Source organism: Streptomyces sp. ISL-100, from assembly GCF_018614615.1.
In the GTDB taxonomy this organism is placed as follows: domain Bacteria; phylum Actinomycetota; class Actinomycetes; order Streptomycetales; family Streptomycetaceae; genus Streptomyces.
Genome location: NZ_JAGGOK010000062.1, coordinates 37,437 through 51,054 on the forward strand (window position 1 = coordinate 37,437; position 13,618 = coordinate 51,054).

Below are 13,618 nucleotides of genomic sequence, written 5' to 3' on the forward strand. Positions count from 1 at the left end.
TCAGCGGTCCGCGCCCGCGAAGTGTTCGCCTACCAGTGACTGAACGACCGTCAGGTCCTGCGCCGCCAGCGCGTCCAGCAGGGCCAGGTGTTCGGCGGCGTCCGCGAGGAGGTCCGCCCGGCGGCCCAGGGGATCTCCTGTGAGCAGGGGCCACTGGGAGCGGCGGTGGAGGTCGTCGGCGACCGTGACCAGTTGGCGGTTGCCGGAGAGGGAGAGGATCGCGCGATGGAACGCACGGTCCGATTCGGCGTACGCCGCCCGGTTGCCCGTCGCCGCCGCCGCCGTGGTGGCCTCCGCCAGCGGGCGCAGCTCGCACCACCGGGCGGCCGGGATCGTACGCGCCAGGCGGAGCATGACCGGGACTTCGATCAGCGACCGCACTTCCGCGAGTTCGGCGAGTTCCAGCGAGGTGCGGACCGTGACGCGGAAGCCGCGGTTCGGTACGACCTCCACCGCGCCCTCCTGCGCCAGCTGCTGCATGGCTTCGCGGACCGGAGTCGCCGAGACGCCGAAGCGGGCGCCGAGGGCGGGGCCGGAGTAGACCTCGCCGGGGACCAGCTCGCCGCTGACGAGGGCGGCGCGCAGGGCGTCGAGTATCTGGCCGCGCACCGAGTGGCGCTGGACGAGGCGAGGGGCCGGGGGCTCGCTGTGGGTGTGCTCGCCGCGTGCCTGCTCCGGTACGCGCACGGACGGCACCTGCGTGGCGGCCGGCACGTGTCCGTACGCCGCCTCGCGCGGTCTGCCCTGCTGCTGCTCCATGCGGGTCCCTCCGGTGCTGTGTCCCATATGCACGATAGGCGGCCCTGGTAACAGTTCAAACATCGAATTGATCGGGTAAGGTAAGGCTTACCTGCAAACGATCGCGATTCGGTGGTCCCCTGCATGACCGTCCCCGCTCTTTTCCCCGGCGTCGCCGCCTCCCCCGTCGCGGCCTCCTACGCCCGCCTCACGGAGGTCTTCTCCGGTCTTCGCGTACACGAGCTGGCGGACGGGGAACAGGCGCCCCGGGGCGGCGGCTGGGTCGGGGCCGCCGAGCTCGCCGCCGGTGGCGCCACGCTCGACGCCTTTCTGGCCTGGGACAACGCGCAGGTTCTGCGCGACTACGGCCAGCAGGCCCGCCCCGACGTCGTCGCCAGCTTCGGCCTCCACCGCTACGCCTGGCCCGCCTGCCTGCTGATCACCGTGCCGTGGTTTCTGCACCGCCGGGTACCCCGCGTGCCCGTCGAGGACGTCGCGTTCCAGCGGACGCTGGGCCGCATGACCGTACGTGTTCGGGAATTCGCCTGCCTGCCGGGCGACCCGGCCGCCGCACTGCCCGGCGCCCGCGTCGTACCGGACGAGGAGGCCCTGCGCGGTGAGGTACGGGACGCCGTCGCCCAGCACCTCGGTCCGGTTCTCGACGGCTTCGGGCCGCGGATGCGGCGCGGAAAGCGCGCGCTGTGGGGCATGGCGACGGACGAGATCGCGGAAGGGATCTGGTACATCGCGCACCTGCTCGGCGAGGAGCGGCGCGCGATGCGGGAGCTGGAGGAGCTGCTGCCGGGTACGACCAAGCCGTACGCCGGGACGGCCGGCTTCCGTGAGCTGACCGGACCGAACGGTGAGTCGCTGCCGACCCGCGACCGGGCGAGCTGCTGCCTCTTCTACACGCTGCGCCCGGACGACACCTGCGTGACGTGTCCGCGTACGTGCGACGCCGAGCGCGTACGGAAGCTGAGCGAGGAAGCCGCGGCGGCAGCGGCGCCTGCGGTCGCGGCAGCCGCAGCAGTCTGACGGCAGGCCACCTCCACGCCACGGGCACGCCACGGGCACGCCGCTGGCACGCCACCCGATCAGGTGGCATAAATCGAACTCAACCGGCCGACTACGTACGGCGGTTCGACCAGATCGCACCTATTCGCGTGCCCTGGCGCTCCCTTGGCGTCCTCTTGCACCGAAAGCCTCTTTGGGGAACCTCGATTCCGCCAGTATGGCGCCCGATACGCCCTACCGCGATGCAAGGGACACCGCACATGAGACTGACCGACATATCGCTGGACTGGCTGCTTCCGGGTGGCGTGATGCTCGCGGGGGTACTGGCGGCGGTTGCGGTGCTCGCGCGCGGCAAGCGCGCCGGTAGCAAGACCGCAGCCGACGACTCCTGGGAACGTACGGAGGAGCGGCGCAGGCGGAAGGAAGCGATCTACGGGATCGCTTCGTACCTGCTGCTCTTCTGCTGCGCCGCGGTCGCCGCCGCGCTTTCCTTCCACGGCCTGGTCGGCTTCGGCCGGCAAAACCTCAACCTCACCGGCGGCTGGGAGTACCTTGTCCCGTTCGGCCTCGACGGCGCCGCCATGTTCTGCTCGGTGCTCGCGGTGCGCGAGGCCAGCCACGGCGACGCGGCCCTCGGATCCCGTCTCCTGGTCTGGCTGTTCGCCGGCGCCGCCGCCTGGTTCAACTGGGTGCACGCGCCCCGGGGCCTCGGCCACGACGGCGCTCCCCAGTTCTTCGCCGGGATGTCGCTCTCGGCCGCGGTGCTGTTCGACCGGGCGCTGAAGCAGACCCGCAGGGCCGCGCTGCGCGAGCAGGGCCTGGTGCCGCGCCCGCTGCCGCAGATCCGGGTCGTACGGTGGCTGAGGGCCCCCAAGGAGACCTTCGGCGCGTGGTCGCTGATGCTCCTGGAGGGCGTACGCACGCTGGACGAGGCGGTCGAGGAGGTGCGGGAAGACGTACGCGAGAAGGAACAGAACCGCATGCGCCGGCGCGACCACCAGAAGCTGGAGCGCGCCCAGTTGAAGGCCATCAACCGGCAGCACCGGGCCTGGGGGCGCGGTCGTGTCGGCGGCGGACGGCAGGTCGTCGAGGTCGCGGCGCTCACGTCCGGTTCGGGCTCCGCACCGCCTCAGGCGGTCGCGGAGCCCGCCATATCAGAACCCGGACAACTGCCGCTTCGACAAAGGCCCTCCCTTCAGGCCGTGAAAGGCGCTGAAAGGGTGACGACCGTCGACCTCACCGCCGAGGACGACACGCAGGCTCTGCCACGGCTCGACTCGCTGGAACGCAAGCTCAAGGACCTTGAGCAGCAGTTCGGCTGAGGCGCCGCGCCGGCGCGGCGGCGGGCTCGGCGATTACGCCGGCCCGCCGCCGCCCATGTCGAGTTCGAACCAGACCACTTTTCCTACGCCTTGCGCCCGTACGCCCCACGCGTCCGCGAGCGCCTGGACCAGGATGAGGCCCCTGCCGTGCGTACCGTCGTCGGCCGGCGGGGTGTGCGGCTGCGGGTGGCGGGCGACGAAGTCCCGTACCTCTACCCGGAGCCTGGAGGCGGCGACGGTGGCCGTGACCTCGGCGTCGTGTTCCGTGTGGACCAGGGCGTTGGTCACCAGCTCGGTGGTCAGGAGCTCGGCGACATCCGTGGAGCTCTGATTCTTCCGGTTCCGCAGCAGCAGCTCACGCAAAGCGTGCCGCACCTCCGGAACCGCTGTGAGCTCCGCATGCCCCAGTCTGCGTCGCAGCTGAATGAGTGCCCCCTCCCCGTCAGATTTGGCCTCCGCCTCCGCTTCCGCCTCCCCCGACGACGGTCCTCGCGCGGTGGCACCACGTCCGCTTGCCTGCTGCCCTGTCATAGCCCCCACCCGCACGCCGGATCGCCCCCTTCTCGAACTGGTTCACGGAATGCATGCCCCGTACGCGCAATGGCACTCATGTCCATTAGTCAAATAAGCGGCGTGCGGGGAATATCCGGACCTGAAGGAGAGCCCGCCGACCGCCGGCGGTTCACTGGGACACTGGTTCACATCGATATTCCGGGGGGAGGACGAACATGAACCAGCGGCTCTTCGGCCTGACATGCGTGCTGATCCTGACTGTGGCAGCCGGTACAACCGGATGTTTCGGCCGATACTCGCCCTGCCCGGGCGAGGAACCACACCCTGAGGGCCTTACGCCCCACGACCTGGTCGGCACCTACCGCACAACCGCGAACAGATCCCTGACCCTCAACCAGGACGGATCGTTCACCACGACGGGATGGCCCTCAGATCTCGAAGGTGCCACGGGTGAGCCCGAGAGGAGAACCGCCTCCGGCACTTGGGAGCTGACGGCCGGTGACGACCGCCTCGACTGGCCCGTCTCTTTCACATTCGACGAGATCAGCGATATGGACGCGGGCGGCGGGTACGGCGCCGGCATCAACGTCGGCGGAAGCCGCGAAAACCCTCATCTCTTCGAGTTCATCGGCGACCCCGACGGCTGTGACCTCGATACTTTCAAACGCGAGCCGCGGGCGTACTAGCGGTCGGGTTGGGCTGGAGGCCGAGTTCCGTGTCCAGGCCCAGTGCGAACGCCAGGTCGATGTCGAGGTCCGCGTCGGCCTCGAACGTCGCTCCGATACCGGCCGCCCCCGCGCCCGTACCCGCGGCGCCGAACACCTCCGCCCGCAGGCCCTCATTGATCCGCGCCCCCGCCGCCGGGTCCAGCACCAGCCGCCCGCCCAGTGCGATATTCGCGTCCCCGGGGGCTGTCTGCGGGAGGAGCCTCGTCCTGGTCTCGTCCAGTACGCCGAGCCGCTCGTCGGGCTTGCCCTCCCCCACCGTGGCAGTGACGACGTGGGTCCTGAGGTCGACCGCGAGGTTCTTGACGAAGACGACCGCCCTGTCGCCCCTCGACAGCCGGACGCCGCCGTCGAGCATGACCCTGCCGCCCAGCAGCTTCTTGTCCCCGTGGGCGATCCTGCTGCCCGCGCGGGCCTTCAGGCCGAACCCGCCCGCGTCCAGCCGGACCGCGCCGTCGACCGGGGCCGCCGCCGTGCCCTGCCCCGCCGGGCCGAGGGCCGCGCTCAGATCCAGTCTGAGCAGCCCGGCCCTGATCGGGGTGCCGGACGCGGGCGCTCCCGCATCCGCCGCAGGGGGCTCCATCGGGGCCTGCGGCCCGGCGGCGGAACCCAGGACCGAGGTGACCGCGTCAGGCACTACGGCGATCGCGGCGGGCATGGCGATGACGACGGCGGCCGCAGCCGCGGCGGAGGTACGGCCGCGGCTGAAGCGCCGGGGGAAAGACATGCGCGTCACTGGCGTCACAGGCCCTTTCGCTGACTCTGGTGGCTAGCAGTCGGTCGCTGTGAACCTTCCGTGACACGCCGCGTCTGCCCCGCCCCTGCCCGCGATTCCACTCGTACGGACCTATGGCCATCAACCCCTGCGGTACGCCGTTACGCCTCCCAGACGGCCACCGCCGTACGGTCGTCGGCGTACCCCTTCACCCGCAGGCCGGTGTCCGCGAGGTACTCGGCGAGGCCGGGCGGTTCGGCGGGGGCCCAGCGTTCGGCCAGTTCCTTGGCGAGGGCGGGCTCGCCGCGCAGGGGGTCGGCGAGGCCGCCGCTGCACAGCAGCAGGGTGTCACCCGGGCGGGCCACCGAGGCGCGGAAGCGGAAGGGTTCGGTGGGCGGGGGGACGCTTTCGACGTACGGGGAAGGGGGCGTCGTAATGCCGAGGTCCATGGTGAGGCGGTCGCCCTCCGCGGTCTCGGACGGGACCGAGCCGAAGCCGACGACGGGCGCGCCGGTGACGGCGGCGGGCTCGGGGACGGGGGGCTCGATGTCCTGCCAGGCGCCGCCGCGCAGCCGGAACAGGCCGCCGCCGCCGATGCCGAAGAAGACCCTGGTGCGGCACGCGGGGTCGGCGGGCAGGAGGAGGCAGCGCAGGCTCGCTGTGTACTCCTCCGGCTCCAGGCCCAGCTCGGACGCGCGGGCGCGCAGCTTGCCGTAGCTGCGGTCGGTGAGGCGGTGCAGGCCGGACTTGAGGTCGCCCCGGCGGCCCGCCCTTATGTCGTCGGCGAGGCGTGCGTGGCTGCGGCCGACGGCTTCGCCGATCCAGCGGCAGGCGTCGGCGGCGGCCAGATGCGCGTTCTCGGCGGCGCGGGCCCCGCCGGCCACCGCGACCAGGACGAGCGCGTCCTCGGCGCGGCCGAAGCGGGCGGTGAGCAGGGCGTCGCGGCGGGGTTCGCCGCGGTAGCGGGCGGAGTCGCCGCGGATGGAGGCGGCGCGCAGGGTGTACGTGCCGTACCGGGCGCCGTCGAGCACGGTGTCGGCCACGAGAGCGCCGAGCTCACGCGGGTCGGCGGCGGGGAGAGCACTGGGCTCGGCGTCGTAGGTGGGCGGCCGATCCCCGACGAAGCCGGCGCGGGGCGAACGTGCCTGGCCTTCCAATGGCCCGCCGCCGCTACCGGCCCCGGGAGTCCGGTCCGAACCCTCGGCGTACGGGGAGGTCGAGGGCGTCCGGCCGGGCGGGGGCGCGGGTCGCGGATCGAGCTGTGGCGCGGCTTGCGGGCGCGCGGGCTCCGGCTCCGGTTGCGGCAGCTCGGGGCGTGTCGGCCGCTGCCAGGGCTCGGGAGGCGCTGTGGCGTCCCTGGGTGTGCGGGCCTCCGGCATGCGGTGGGACGGGGCGGGCGGACCCGGCCGCCGGTCCTCCGGGGGCGCGTCCCCCCGGGACGGCGGCGGGACCGACTCCCGGCGGGCGGGCGGCACTTGCGGTACGGCGGGCGGCTCCCAGGGGGCACGCTGCGGGGCGATGACGGGTGGCGCGGGCGGTCGCGCGGGAGCGGGCGGCGTCGGCGAACGCGGCGCGGGCTCCGGCGAAGCCTGTGACGGTGGTTCAACCCGGTCCGAAGGCCCTGCCTCGGCCCTGCCCGGCTGCCGTGGCTCGGGAGAGGCCGGGCGACCAGGTCCCGGCTCCGACGGAAGCCGCGACTCGGGGAGCTGTGGCTCGGCCGGATCGGGCTGCCCTGACTCGGGCGCACCAGGGGGCGATCCCCGCTCCGACGCAAGTGGCGAATCCTGGTGTCGTGGCTCGGGGGGCTCCGGGGGCCGCGCCTCGGGCGAAGTCCGAGGCGGTCCAGAGGGCGGCGGCAGTGGTGGTTCCGGTGACGGAGGGACGGGCGGCCCCAGAGGTGGTGCTGATGGAAGTGGTGGTTCAGATGCTGCGGTCGGGGGGCGTTTCTTCGCCGGTGCGGGGGCCTGGCCCGCTGCCCACCATGGCGGCGGGTCCGGAGCCGACGCCGGCCGCGCCGGCAACGGGGGGTGTTCGCCCGCTGCCGGCTCCTGGCGCTGCTCCTCCACGACTCCCAATGAGGGTGGTGGCGGTGGGGACAGTGTGTTCGCTGCGGAGTCGAAACGCGTGTCCAGCGTGTCGTCCGGCTGCGCGGGACCCGTGTCCGGGGTGGGTTCGTCGTCGTATAGCCGGCTCCACCACGCGTCCTCGTCCTTGGTGCGCCTCTCCCCCTGCTGGCTCATGCCCCTATTGTCCACCTCAACGGCCGTACGAAAACGGGGCATCGGGAAAAATATGTCCGCCGGGCGACCCCACCCCCCACGGGAGGGACGCCCGGCGGACGGCTATTCGGCTAGCGCACGTCGTACGCGCGCGTCGCGACCTGCGTGACCAAGTTGCCCTTCGCGTCCGTCAGTTCGCTTTTCAGCATCACCGGCCCGCCCGCCGCGCCCGCGTGGTCCAGCGTCGCGGTCCAAGTGCCGGACTGCTACGCCACTTTGACGCCGGTCCAGGTCTCGCCGCCGTCGTACGAGTACGACAGCTTCACGGCGGTGAGTGCGCCCGGTGTGTAGCCCGAGTGCCCCGAGACGCTGAGGCCAATCTTCTGGCCGTCGGCGGGCGGCAGCGGTCTGCGGCGTGGTCGAGCGCTTCCAGGCCGCAGCCGGCTCGCCGACCTTCATGGTGGCGATGACGGCGGCGGTCACCGCCCCCAGTGCCGTGCGCGATATCGGGCGCATCGCTCTCCCTTGATGAAATCCGGCACACAGCACAAAAGCGCTGCTGCCGGAGGCTGTTGGTGCTGCGGTGGCGCCACATTGGCAGAGTGACGGGTGGTGCAAGGATGATGCGTACGGCGGGTTTACGCCGTGGCCGCTTCCCGCCACCAGCCGGTGGGCAAGATCGGGGCGACGGTGCAGAAACGTGCGGAATCGAAGCGTCCGGGGAGGGTGTGGAGGGGTGCTGGGAGCCATTGGTCTCGACGAGGCCCAGGAGTCGACGTACCGCGCGCTGGTCGCGCTCGGCGCCGCGGAGGTCCCCGACCTCGCGCATCGGCTGACGCTGCCGGAGGCCGATACGGAACGTGCGCTGCGCCGCCTGGAGCGGCAGGGGCTCGCGGCCCAGTCGTCGGCCCGTACGGGACGCTGGGTGGCCGCGCCGCCCGGGGTCGCGCTGGGCGCGCTGCTCACCCAGCAGCGGCACGAGCTGGAGCAGGCGGAGCTGGCGGCGGCGCTGCTGGCGCAGGAGTACCGGGCGGAGGCGGCCGAGCCCGCGGTGCACGATCTGGTCGAGGTGGTGACTGGCACGAGCGCGGTGGCGCACCGCTTCGTACAGCTTCAGCTCGGCGCCACCGAGGAGGTGTGCGCGCTGGTCACGGGGCATCCGATCGCGATCAGCGGCATGGACAACGAGGCGGAGGAGCGGGCGGCGACGCGTGGCGTGACGTACCGGGTGGTGCTCGAACGGGAGGTTCTCACGCTGCCCACCGGGATCGTCGAGCTGTCGGCGGCACTGGGGCGCGACGAGCAGGTACGGGTGGTGGAGAAGGTGCCGACGAAGCTGGTCATCGCGGACCGGACCATCGCGATGGTGCCGCTGACGGGGCGCGGCGCGGAGCCCGCGGCTCTCGTCGTACACGCGAGCGGGCTGCTGGAGTCGCTGGCCGGGCTCTTCGAGGCGGTGTGGCGGGAGGCGCTGCCGCTGCGGCTGGGGGCGGACGGGACGGCGTCGGAGGAGGGTGTGCCGGGCCCCGACGCCACGGATCTCCAAGTGCTGTCGCTGCTGCTCGCCGGGATGACGGACGCCAGCGTCGCCAAGCAGCTGGAGCTGGGCCTGCGGACGGTGCAGCGGCGGGTGAAGGGGCTGATGGAGCTGGCGGGCGTGACGACGCGGCTTCAGCTCGGCTGGCATGCGTACGAACGCGGCTGGGTGGCCAGGGGCTGACCGCGCCACCGGAACGGGTGGAGGGTCCCCGCCCCACCTCAAGCGCCGGACGGGCTGGCGCAAGGCCCCCGCGCGGACCGTCTTGACCTGCGGGAACGGGCCGCGTCCCGCACCCTGGACAGATGGGCGTGTGGCAGCTCCTCCTGGTCGGCCTCGTCATGCTGCTCGGCCTGCTCGGCGTACTCGTGCCGGGCGTGCCGGGGCAGGCGATCGTCTGGGCGGCCGTGTTGTGGTGGGCGCTGGAGGACAAAACGGTGCTCGCCTGGGGCGTACTGATCGGCGCGACCGCACTGATGCTGCTCAACCAGGCGCTCAAGCCCCTGCTGCCGGCCCGCCGCCCCCAGGAGTCGGGCGCGCCGCCGCGGACGCTCATGGTGGGCGGGATCGCCGGGATCGCCGGGTTCTTCCTGCTGCCGGTGGTGGGCGGGATCGCGGGGTTCATCGGGGGCATCTACGGGGTGGAGCGGGCGCGGCTCGGCAGCCACGGCGGCGGCTGGGCCTCCACCCGTACGGTCATGCGCGCCGTCGGATACCAGGTGCTCGTGGAGCTGTTCGCTTGTCTGCTGGTGGTCGGCACGTGGGCGGGCGTGCTGATCTGGGGCTGAGAATTCCCGCGGATCCGGCGGAAGTCCTAGGCCGTCGTGCCGATGTGCGGGGCGGGTCGCGCGTGTGAGGCTGGCGCCATGACCGCATTCAGCGATGTCGAACGCGCGTACCTCAAAACGCAACGCCTGGGACGGATGGCGACCGTCGACCCGAAGGGCCGGCCGCAGGCCAACCCGGTCGGTTTCTTCCCGCAGGACGACGGGACGATCCTGGTCGGCGGCCACGCCCTCGGGACGACCAAGAAATGGCGCAACCTCCAGGCGAACCCGATGGTCGCGCTGGTGGTCGACGACATCGTGAGCCTGAAGCCGTGGGCAGTGCGCGGGGTGGATATCCGGGGCGAGGCGGAGCTGCTGACCGGGCCGCACGAGCTCGGGCCGCACTTCAGCGAGGAGCTGATCAGGATCCACCCGCAGAAGATCCACAGCTGGGGTCTGGACTGACCGGGCTTTGCGTTACGCCGCCGTCCAGAGGTGCCGCACGGCGTACGACCGCCAGGGCCGCCAGTCGCCGGCGCCCGCCTCCCCGTCCGGCGCCACGTCCGGATCGCCAAGTGCCCGCATCCGGATCAGGCCGGCGGTCCTCGCGGTGATACCGGGCAGCGCACGCAGCGCCCGCTCCGCCTCGTCGCGGTCCGCGCCGGGATCGAGGCGTACGGCGCCGTCCGCGAGCGCGGCCGCCAGCGACCGCAGCGCGGGGTCGTCCGCACCGGTGAGGACGCCCGGCTCGGGGAAGACGTGCGTCAGCGCGCCGCACGGCTGGTCCAGCACCTTCCCGTACGCCTCGATGAGCCCCACCGTCGCCTCCCGTCCCACCAGCGCCCGTACCGCGAACTCCTCCGGATCAGCGGCGCCCGGCGAACGCAGCCCGGGGCGGGCGGCGACCAGCGGCGCGAGCGCCGGGTCGGCGGCGAGCCGCTCGTCGACGGCGTACGGGTCGGCGTCCAGGTCGAAGAGCCTGCGCAGCCGCTGCACGGCGGTGGTGAGGTCGCGCAGGTCGGTGAGGTGGATGCGGGCGTCGAGCCAGCCGGCGTGCGGCGCCTCGTCCACGGCGGCGATGCCCGTTCCGTACGGCAGGCGCAGGGTGCGCCGGTAGGTGCGGGCGCCGGGCTCGCCGGTCATCTCCTCGACGCGCGGCACGGCCTCGCCGGCGAGCAGGTCGAAGACCTCCCGGGCGGCGTACGCCCCGCGATAGGCGAGTCGCAGCGGAATCCCGGCGGCGAGGGCGGGCCCCGCGTCGGCGCCCGCGCCAGCGGTCTTGGTTCCGGACTCCGTCCGCAGGAGGCTGGGGGTACGGGCGTAGATCTGGCGGATCGTGTCGTTGAACTGCCGCACGCTCGCGAAGCCTGAGGCGAACGCGATCTCCGTGACGGGCAGTCCGGTGGTCTGGAGCAGCACGCGCGCGGTGTGCGCGCGCTGCGCGCGGGCGAGTGCGACGGGGCCGGCACCGAGCTCGCCGGTCAGCTGCCGCTGCACCTGCCGGGTGCTGTATCCGAGCCGGCCCGCGAGCCCGGGCACGCCTTCGCGGTCGACGATGCCGTCGCCGATCATCCGCATCGCGCGGCCGACGACATCGGCGCGGGCGTTCCAGTCCGCGGATCCGGGTACGGCGTCGGGGCGGCAGCGGCGGCAGGCCCGGAAGCCGTTGCCTTGGGCGGCGGCAGCGGTGGGGTAGAAGCGCACGTTCTCGCGCTTGGGGGTGACGGCGGGGCAGCTCGGCCGGCAGTAGATGCCGGTGGTCGCGACGGCGAAGAAGAACTCGCCGTCGAAACGCGCGTCGCGGCTGGTCACCGCCTCGTACATGCTCGCTTCGTCCATCACGCGATCCAGTGTGCGGCAGCGGCGGGCGGCGGGCTGGCGGGATTCGGACATGGCCTCCGGGGTGGCCAGACCCCGGACGGGCTGGATGTTGCCGCTTGCGGCAATATTTCAGCCCATCCGGCGTTTGAGGAGCGGGGTGCGGGGCGGCGCCTCGCGTTGCGGCGGAGCCGCACACCCGCCGGGGTCCTGCCTAGAGCCGGCCCCCGGCGCGCTTGGCGGCGAAGTTGGCGCGGCCCTCCGCCGACTTCAGTCGCCACTCGCGCCCCATCTCCGCCCGCAGCCTCGCATCGGTCTTGGCGACGATGCGCCGGTTCTCCCGCAGCAGCTTGCGGTAGCTCTCCAGCCGGCGCTCCGGCAGCGAGCCCTCCTCCAGCGCGGCCAGCACGGCGCAGCCCGGCTCGCTTTCATGGGCGCAGTCGTGGAACCGGCACTGGGCCGCCAGTTCCTCGATCTCCGAGAAGACCTGCCCGACACCGGTCTCGGCGTCCCACAGCCCAACCCCTCGCAGTCCGGGCGTATCGATGAGCACTCCCCCGCCGGGCAGGACGAGGAGGTTGCGGGTGGTGGTCGTGTGCCGGCCCTTGCCGTCGACTTCGCGGGTCGCCTGCACATCCATGACGTCCTCGCCGAGCAGCGCGTTGGCCAGCGTCGACTTTCCCGCACCGGACACCCCGAGCAGCACGCTCGTACCGTCCGATACGACCGCGGTGAGTACGTCGATGCCGTCGCCCGTCGTGGAGCTGACGGCCAGCACCTGCACGCCGGGCGCGGTGGTCTCCACGTCCTCGACGAGGTACGAGAGCCCGGTGGCATCGGGCACGAGGTCGGACTTGGTCAGGACGACCAGCGGCTGCGCGCCCGACTCCCAGGCCAGCGCCAGGAACCGTTCGATCCGCCCGAGGTCCAGCTCCACGGCGAGCGAGACGGCGATGATCGCGTGGTCGACGTTGGCCGCGAGGATCTGCCCCTCGGACCGGGTGGAGGAGGTGGAGCGTACGAACGCGGTGCGGCGCGGCAGGTACGCCCGTACGAACTGCGGGTCGCCGACGGGGTCGACGGCCGCCCAGTCGCCGGTGCAGATGACCCGCAGTGGATCGTGCGGGGTCACGTACGTGGTGTCGCCGTGGACGACGCCGTCGGCGGTGAGGACGTCGCAGCGGCCGCGGTCGACCCGTACGACACGGCCGGGCAGCAGACCCTGCGCGGCGTACGGAGCGAACTCGGCAGCCCAGCCTTCGTCCCAGCCGTAGGGGGCGAGGGCGTGCTGAGTGTCATACGAGGAAGACGTGTTGAGGGAAGCGTTGAACAAGGGGAACCCTTCAAAGGGTGGCCCCGGCGGCGCGCTCGGCGCGCGGAAGAAGTGTGGGTGTCAGCCGGAGACCACAGGGGTGGCAACGATGATGAACTCCTGAATGCGGGCAGTGCCCGTCACCGTGACAGTCATCAATGTCCTCACCTCCTGCTTCCTCAACGAACCAACGAGCAGAACCATAACCCCGCCCCGGAAGACGGCACCAGCGATTATTTCCGGCTGGTGCCGTCCAACCGATCCCGGCGCTCTATACGGACGGACGCCATGCCGCGAGCAGCGCGGCCGCCGAGCGGACCAGTGGGCGGTCGCCGTGGCCGAGCCGTTCCGCGGCGAGTAATACCTCCGTCAGGAGCTCCGGATCGCGTGCCTGGACGCTGAGTGCCAGCAGGGGGTCGAGGTGGGCCGTCCACGCCGTGCGCGCGGGAGCGGAGGCGGTCCCGGACACGTTTCGCGCCCACCGCCGGATCTCGTCAGGGGCGGCGCCGGGAAGCGGGAAGCCGGTTGGTGCGGCCTGCTGCGGGCCGTCGGCGGCGCCCCGGTTGCGTGCGGCGGCGGCGAGCGCCGCTGCCAGGGTGGTGTGGTAGCAGGTGCCGAAGAGATAGGCGGCGGCCTTGTCGCCCGTAAGACCGGACAGTACCTCGGGGCGGTGTACGGGGCTGGGCACGGCGCCGTCCGGGCGCCCGGCGCCGGCCAGCGCGACCCAGCCCTCACGTACCAGCGGGCCCGGGCTGCCGCGCCCGTCGTCCAGAGCCGATGCGCACAGCAGCAGCTCCGCCAGCAGGTCGCAGCTGCCTCGGGCGAGGTGGACGCCGAGCAGGACGCGCACCGTTTCGCGCAGCCGGGCCACTTCCGCATCGTCGCCGAGGAGGTGGCGCCGGTGGCCGAAGTCCGTTACTTGAAGTGCTCTCCCGGCT

At 72.5% G+C, this 13,618-nt stretch carries 13 protein-coding genes and 1 pseudogene; 7 read left to right on the forward strand and 7 right to left on the reverse strand.

From position 1 onward, the window contains the following. Window positions 1-759, reverse strand: coding sequence for a GntR family transcriptional regulator (locus tag J7E89_RS26860; RefSeq protein ID WP_214977024.1), 759 nt, complete (start codon window positions 757-759; stop codon window positions 1-3). Between the two features lie 123 nt (window positions 760-882). Between J7E89_RS26860 and J7E89_RS26865 the strand changes: the two genes are divergently transcribed. Together J7E89_RS26865 and J7E89_RS26870 are read left to right on the forward strand one after the other, a co-directional pair. Next, window positions 883-1,773 carry a (2Fe-2S)-binding protein gene (locus tag J7E89_RS26865; protein ID WP_214977025.1) on the forward strand — a complete coding sequence of 297 codons (891 nt, stop codon included), beginning with the start codon at window positions 883-885 and terminating at the stop codon, window positions 1,771-1,773. 239 nt (window positions 1,774-2,012) lie between these two features. Beyond that, complete coding sequence (locus tag J7E89_RS26870) at window positions 2,013-3,074, forward strand: DUF2637 domain-containing protein (RefSeq protein WP_214977026.1); 1,062 nt, start codon at window positions 2,013-2,015, stop codon at window positions 3,072-3,074. A gap of 33 nt (window positions 3,075-3,107) precedes the next feature. Here the strand turns inward: J7E89_RS26870 and J7E89_RS26875 are convergent, their stop codons facing one another. Continuing rightward, on the reverse strand, window positions 3,108-3,605 hold the full coding sequence (locus tag J7E89_RS26875; RefSeq protein ID WP_214977027.1) for an ATP-binding protein: 498 nt from the start codon (window positions 3,603-3,605) through the stop codon (window positions 3,108-3,110). A 197-nt stretch (window positions 3,606-3,802) separates the two neighbouring features. On the opposite strand from J7E89_RS26875, the gene J7E89_RS26880 reads away from it, so the two are divergent. Beyond that, window positions 3,803-4,273 carry a hypothetical protein gene (locus J7E89_RS26880; protein WP_214977028.1) on the forward strand — a complete coding sequence of 157 codons (471 nt, stop codon included), beginning with the start codon at window positions 3,803-3,805 and terminating at the stop codon, window positions 4,271-4,273. Here the strand turns inward: J7E89_RS26880 and J7E89_RS26885 are convergent. Together J7E89_RS26885 and J7E89_RS26890 are read right to left on the reverse strand one after the other, a co-directional pair. After that, on the reverse strand, window positions 4,248-5,039 hold the full coding sequence (locus J7E89_RS26885) for a hypothetical protein (RefSeq protein WP_214977029.1): 792 nt from the start codon (window positions 5,037-5,039) through the stop codon (window positions 4,248-4,250). The genes J7E89_RS26880 and J7E89_RS26885 overlap by 26 nt on opposite strands. Window positions 5,040-5,188: 149 nt before the next feature. Next, complete coding sequence (locus J7E89_RS26890) at window positions 5,189-7,267, reverse strand: protein phosphatase 2C domain-containing protein (protein ID WP_214977030.1); 2,079 nt, start codon at window positions 7,265-7,267, stop codon at window positions 5,189-5,191. A gap of 144 nt (window positions 7,268-7,411) precedes the next feature. Here J7E89_RS26890 and J7E89_RS42100 point away from each other — a divergent pair, with 144 nt between their 5' ends. The 4 genes from J7E89_RS42100 (at window position 7,412) to J7E89_RS26910 (ending at window position 10,015) form a co-directional block, all read left to right on the forward strand. Continuing rightward, entirely contained in the window at window positions 7,412-7,597 is a 186-nt protein-coding gene (locus tag J7E89_RS42100) for a hypothetical protein (protein ID WP_214977031.1), read from the forward strand. A 385-nt stretch (window positions 7,598-7,982) separates the two neighbouring features. Then, a complete protein-coding gene (locus J7E89_RS26900; protein ID WP_214977032.1) occupies window positions 7,983-8,966 on the forward strand; it encodes a helix-turn-helix domain-containing protein in 984 nt (327 codons plus the stop codon). 122 nt (window positions 8,967-9,088) lie between these two features. After that, a complete protein-coding gene (locus J7E89_RS26905) occupies window positions 9,089-9,571 on the forward strand; it encodes a DUF456 domain-containing protein (protein ID WP_214977033.1) in 483 nt (160 codons plus the stop codon). Window positions 9,572-9,649: 78 nt separating this feature from the next. After that, window positions 9,650-10,015 carry a PPOX class F420-dependent oxidoreductase gene (locus tag J7E89_RS26910; protein WP_214977034.1) on the forward strand — a complete coding sequence of 122 codons (366 nt, stop codon included), beginning with the start codon at window positions 9,650-9,652 and terminating at the stop codon, window positions 10,013-10,015. Window positions 10,016-10,027: 12 nt separating this feature from the next. On the opposite strand, the gene J7E89_RS26915 is transcribed toward J7E89_RS26910, so the two are convergent. From J7E89_RS26915 to J7E89_RS26925, 3 genes and pseudogenes are all read right to left on the reverse strand, one after another. Further along, a complete protein-coding gene (locus J7E89_RS26915; protein ID WP_214977037.1) occupies window positions 10,028-11,389 on the reverse strand; it encodes a DNA-3-methyladenine glycosylase 2 family protein in 1,362 nt (453 codons plus the stop codon). A 193-nt stretch (window positions 11,390-11,582) separates the two neighbouring features. Continuing rightward, entirely contained in the window at window positions 11,583-12,701 is a 1,119-nt protein-coding gene (gene rsgA / locus J7E89_RS26920; protein WP_214977035.1) for a ribosome small subunit-dependent GTPase A, read from the reverse strand. A 250-nt stretch (window positions 12,702-12,951) separates the two neighbouring features. After that, window positions 12,952-13,618 (reverse strand): annotated as a pseudogene (locus tag J7E89_RS26925) (hypothetical protein); the annotation flags it as partial.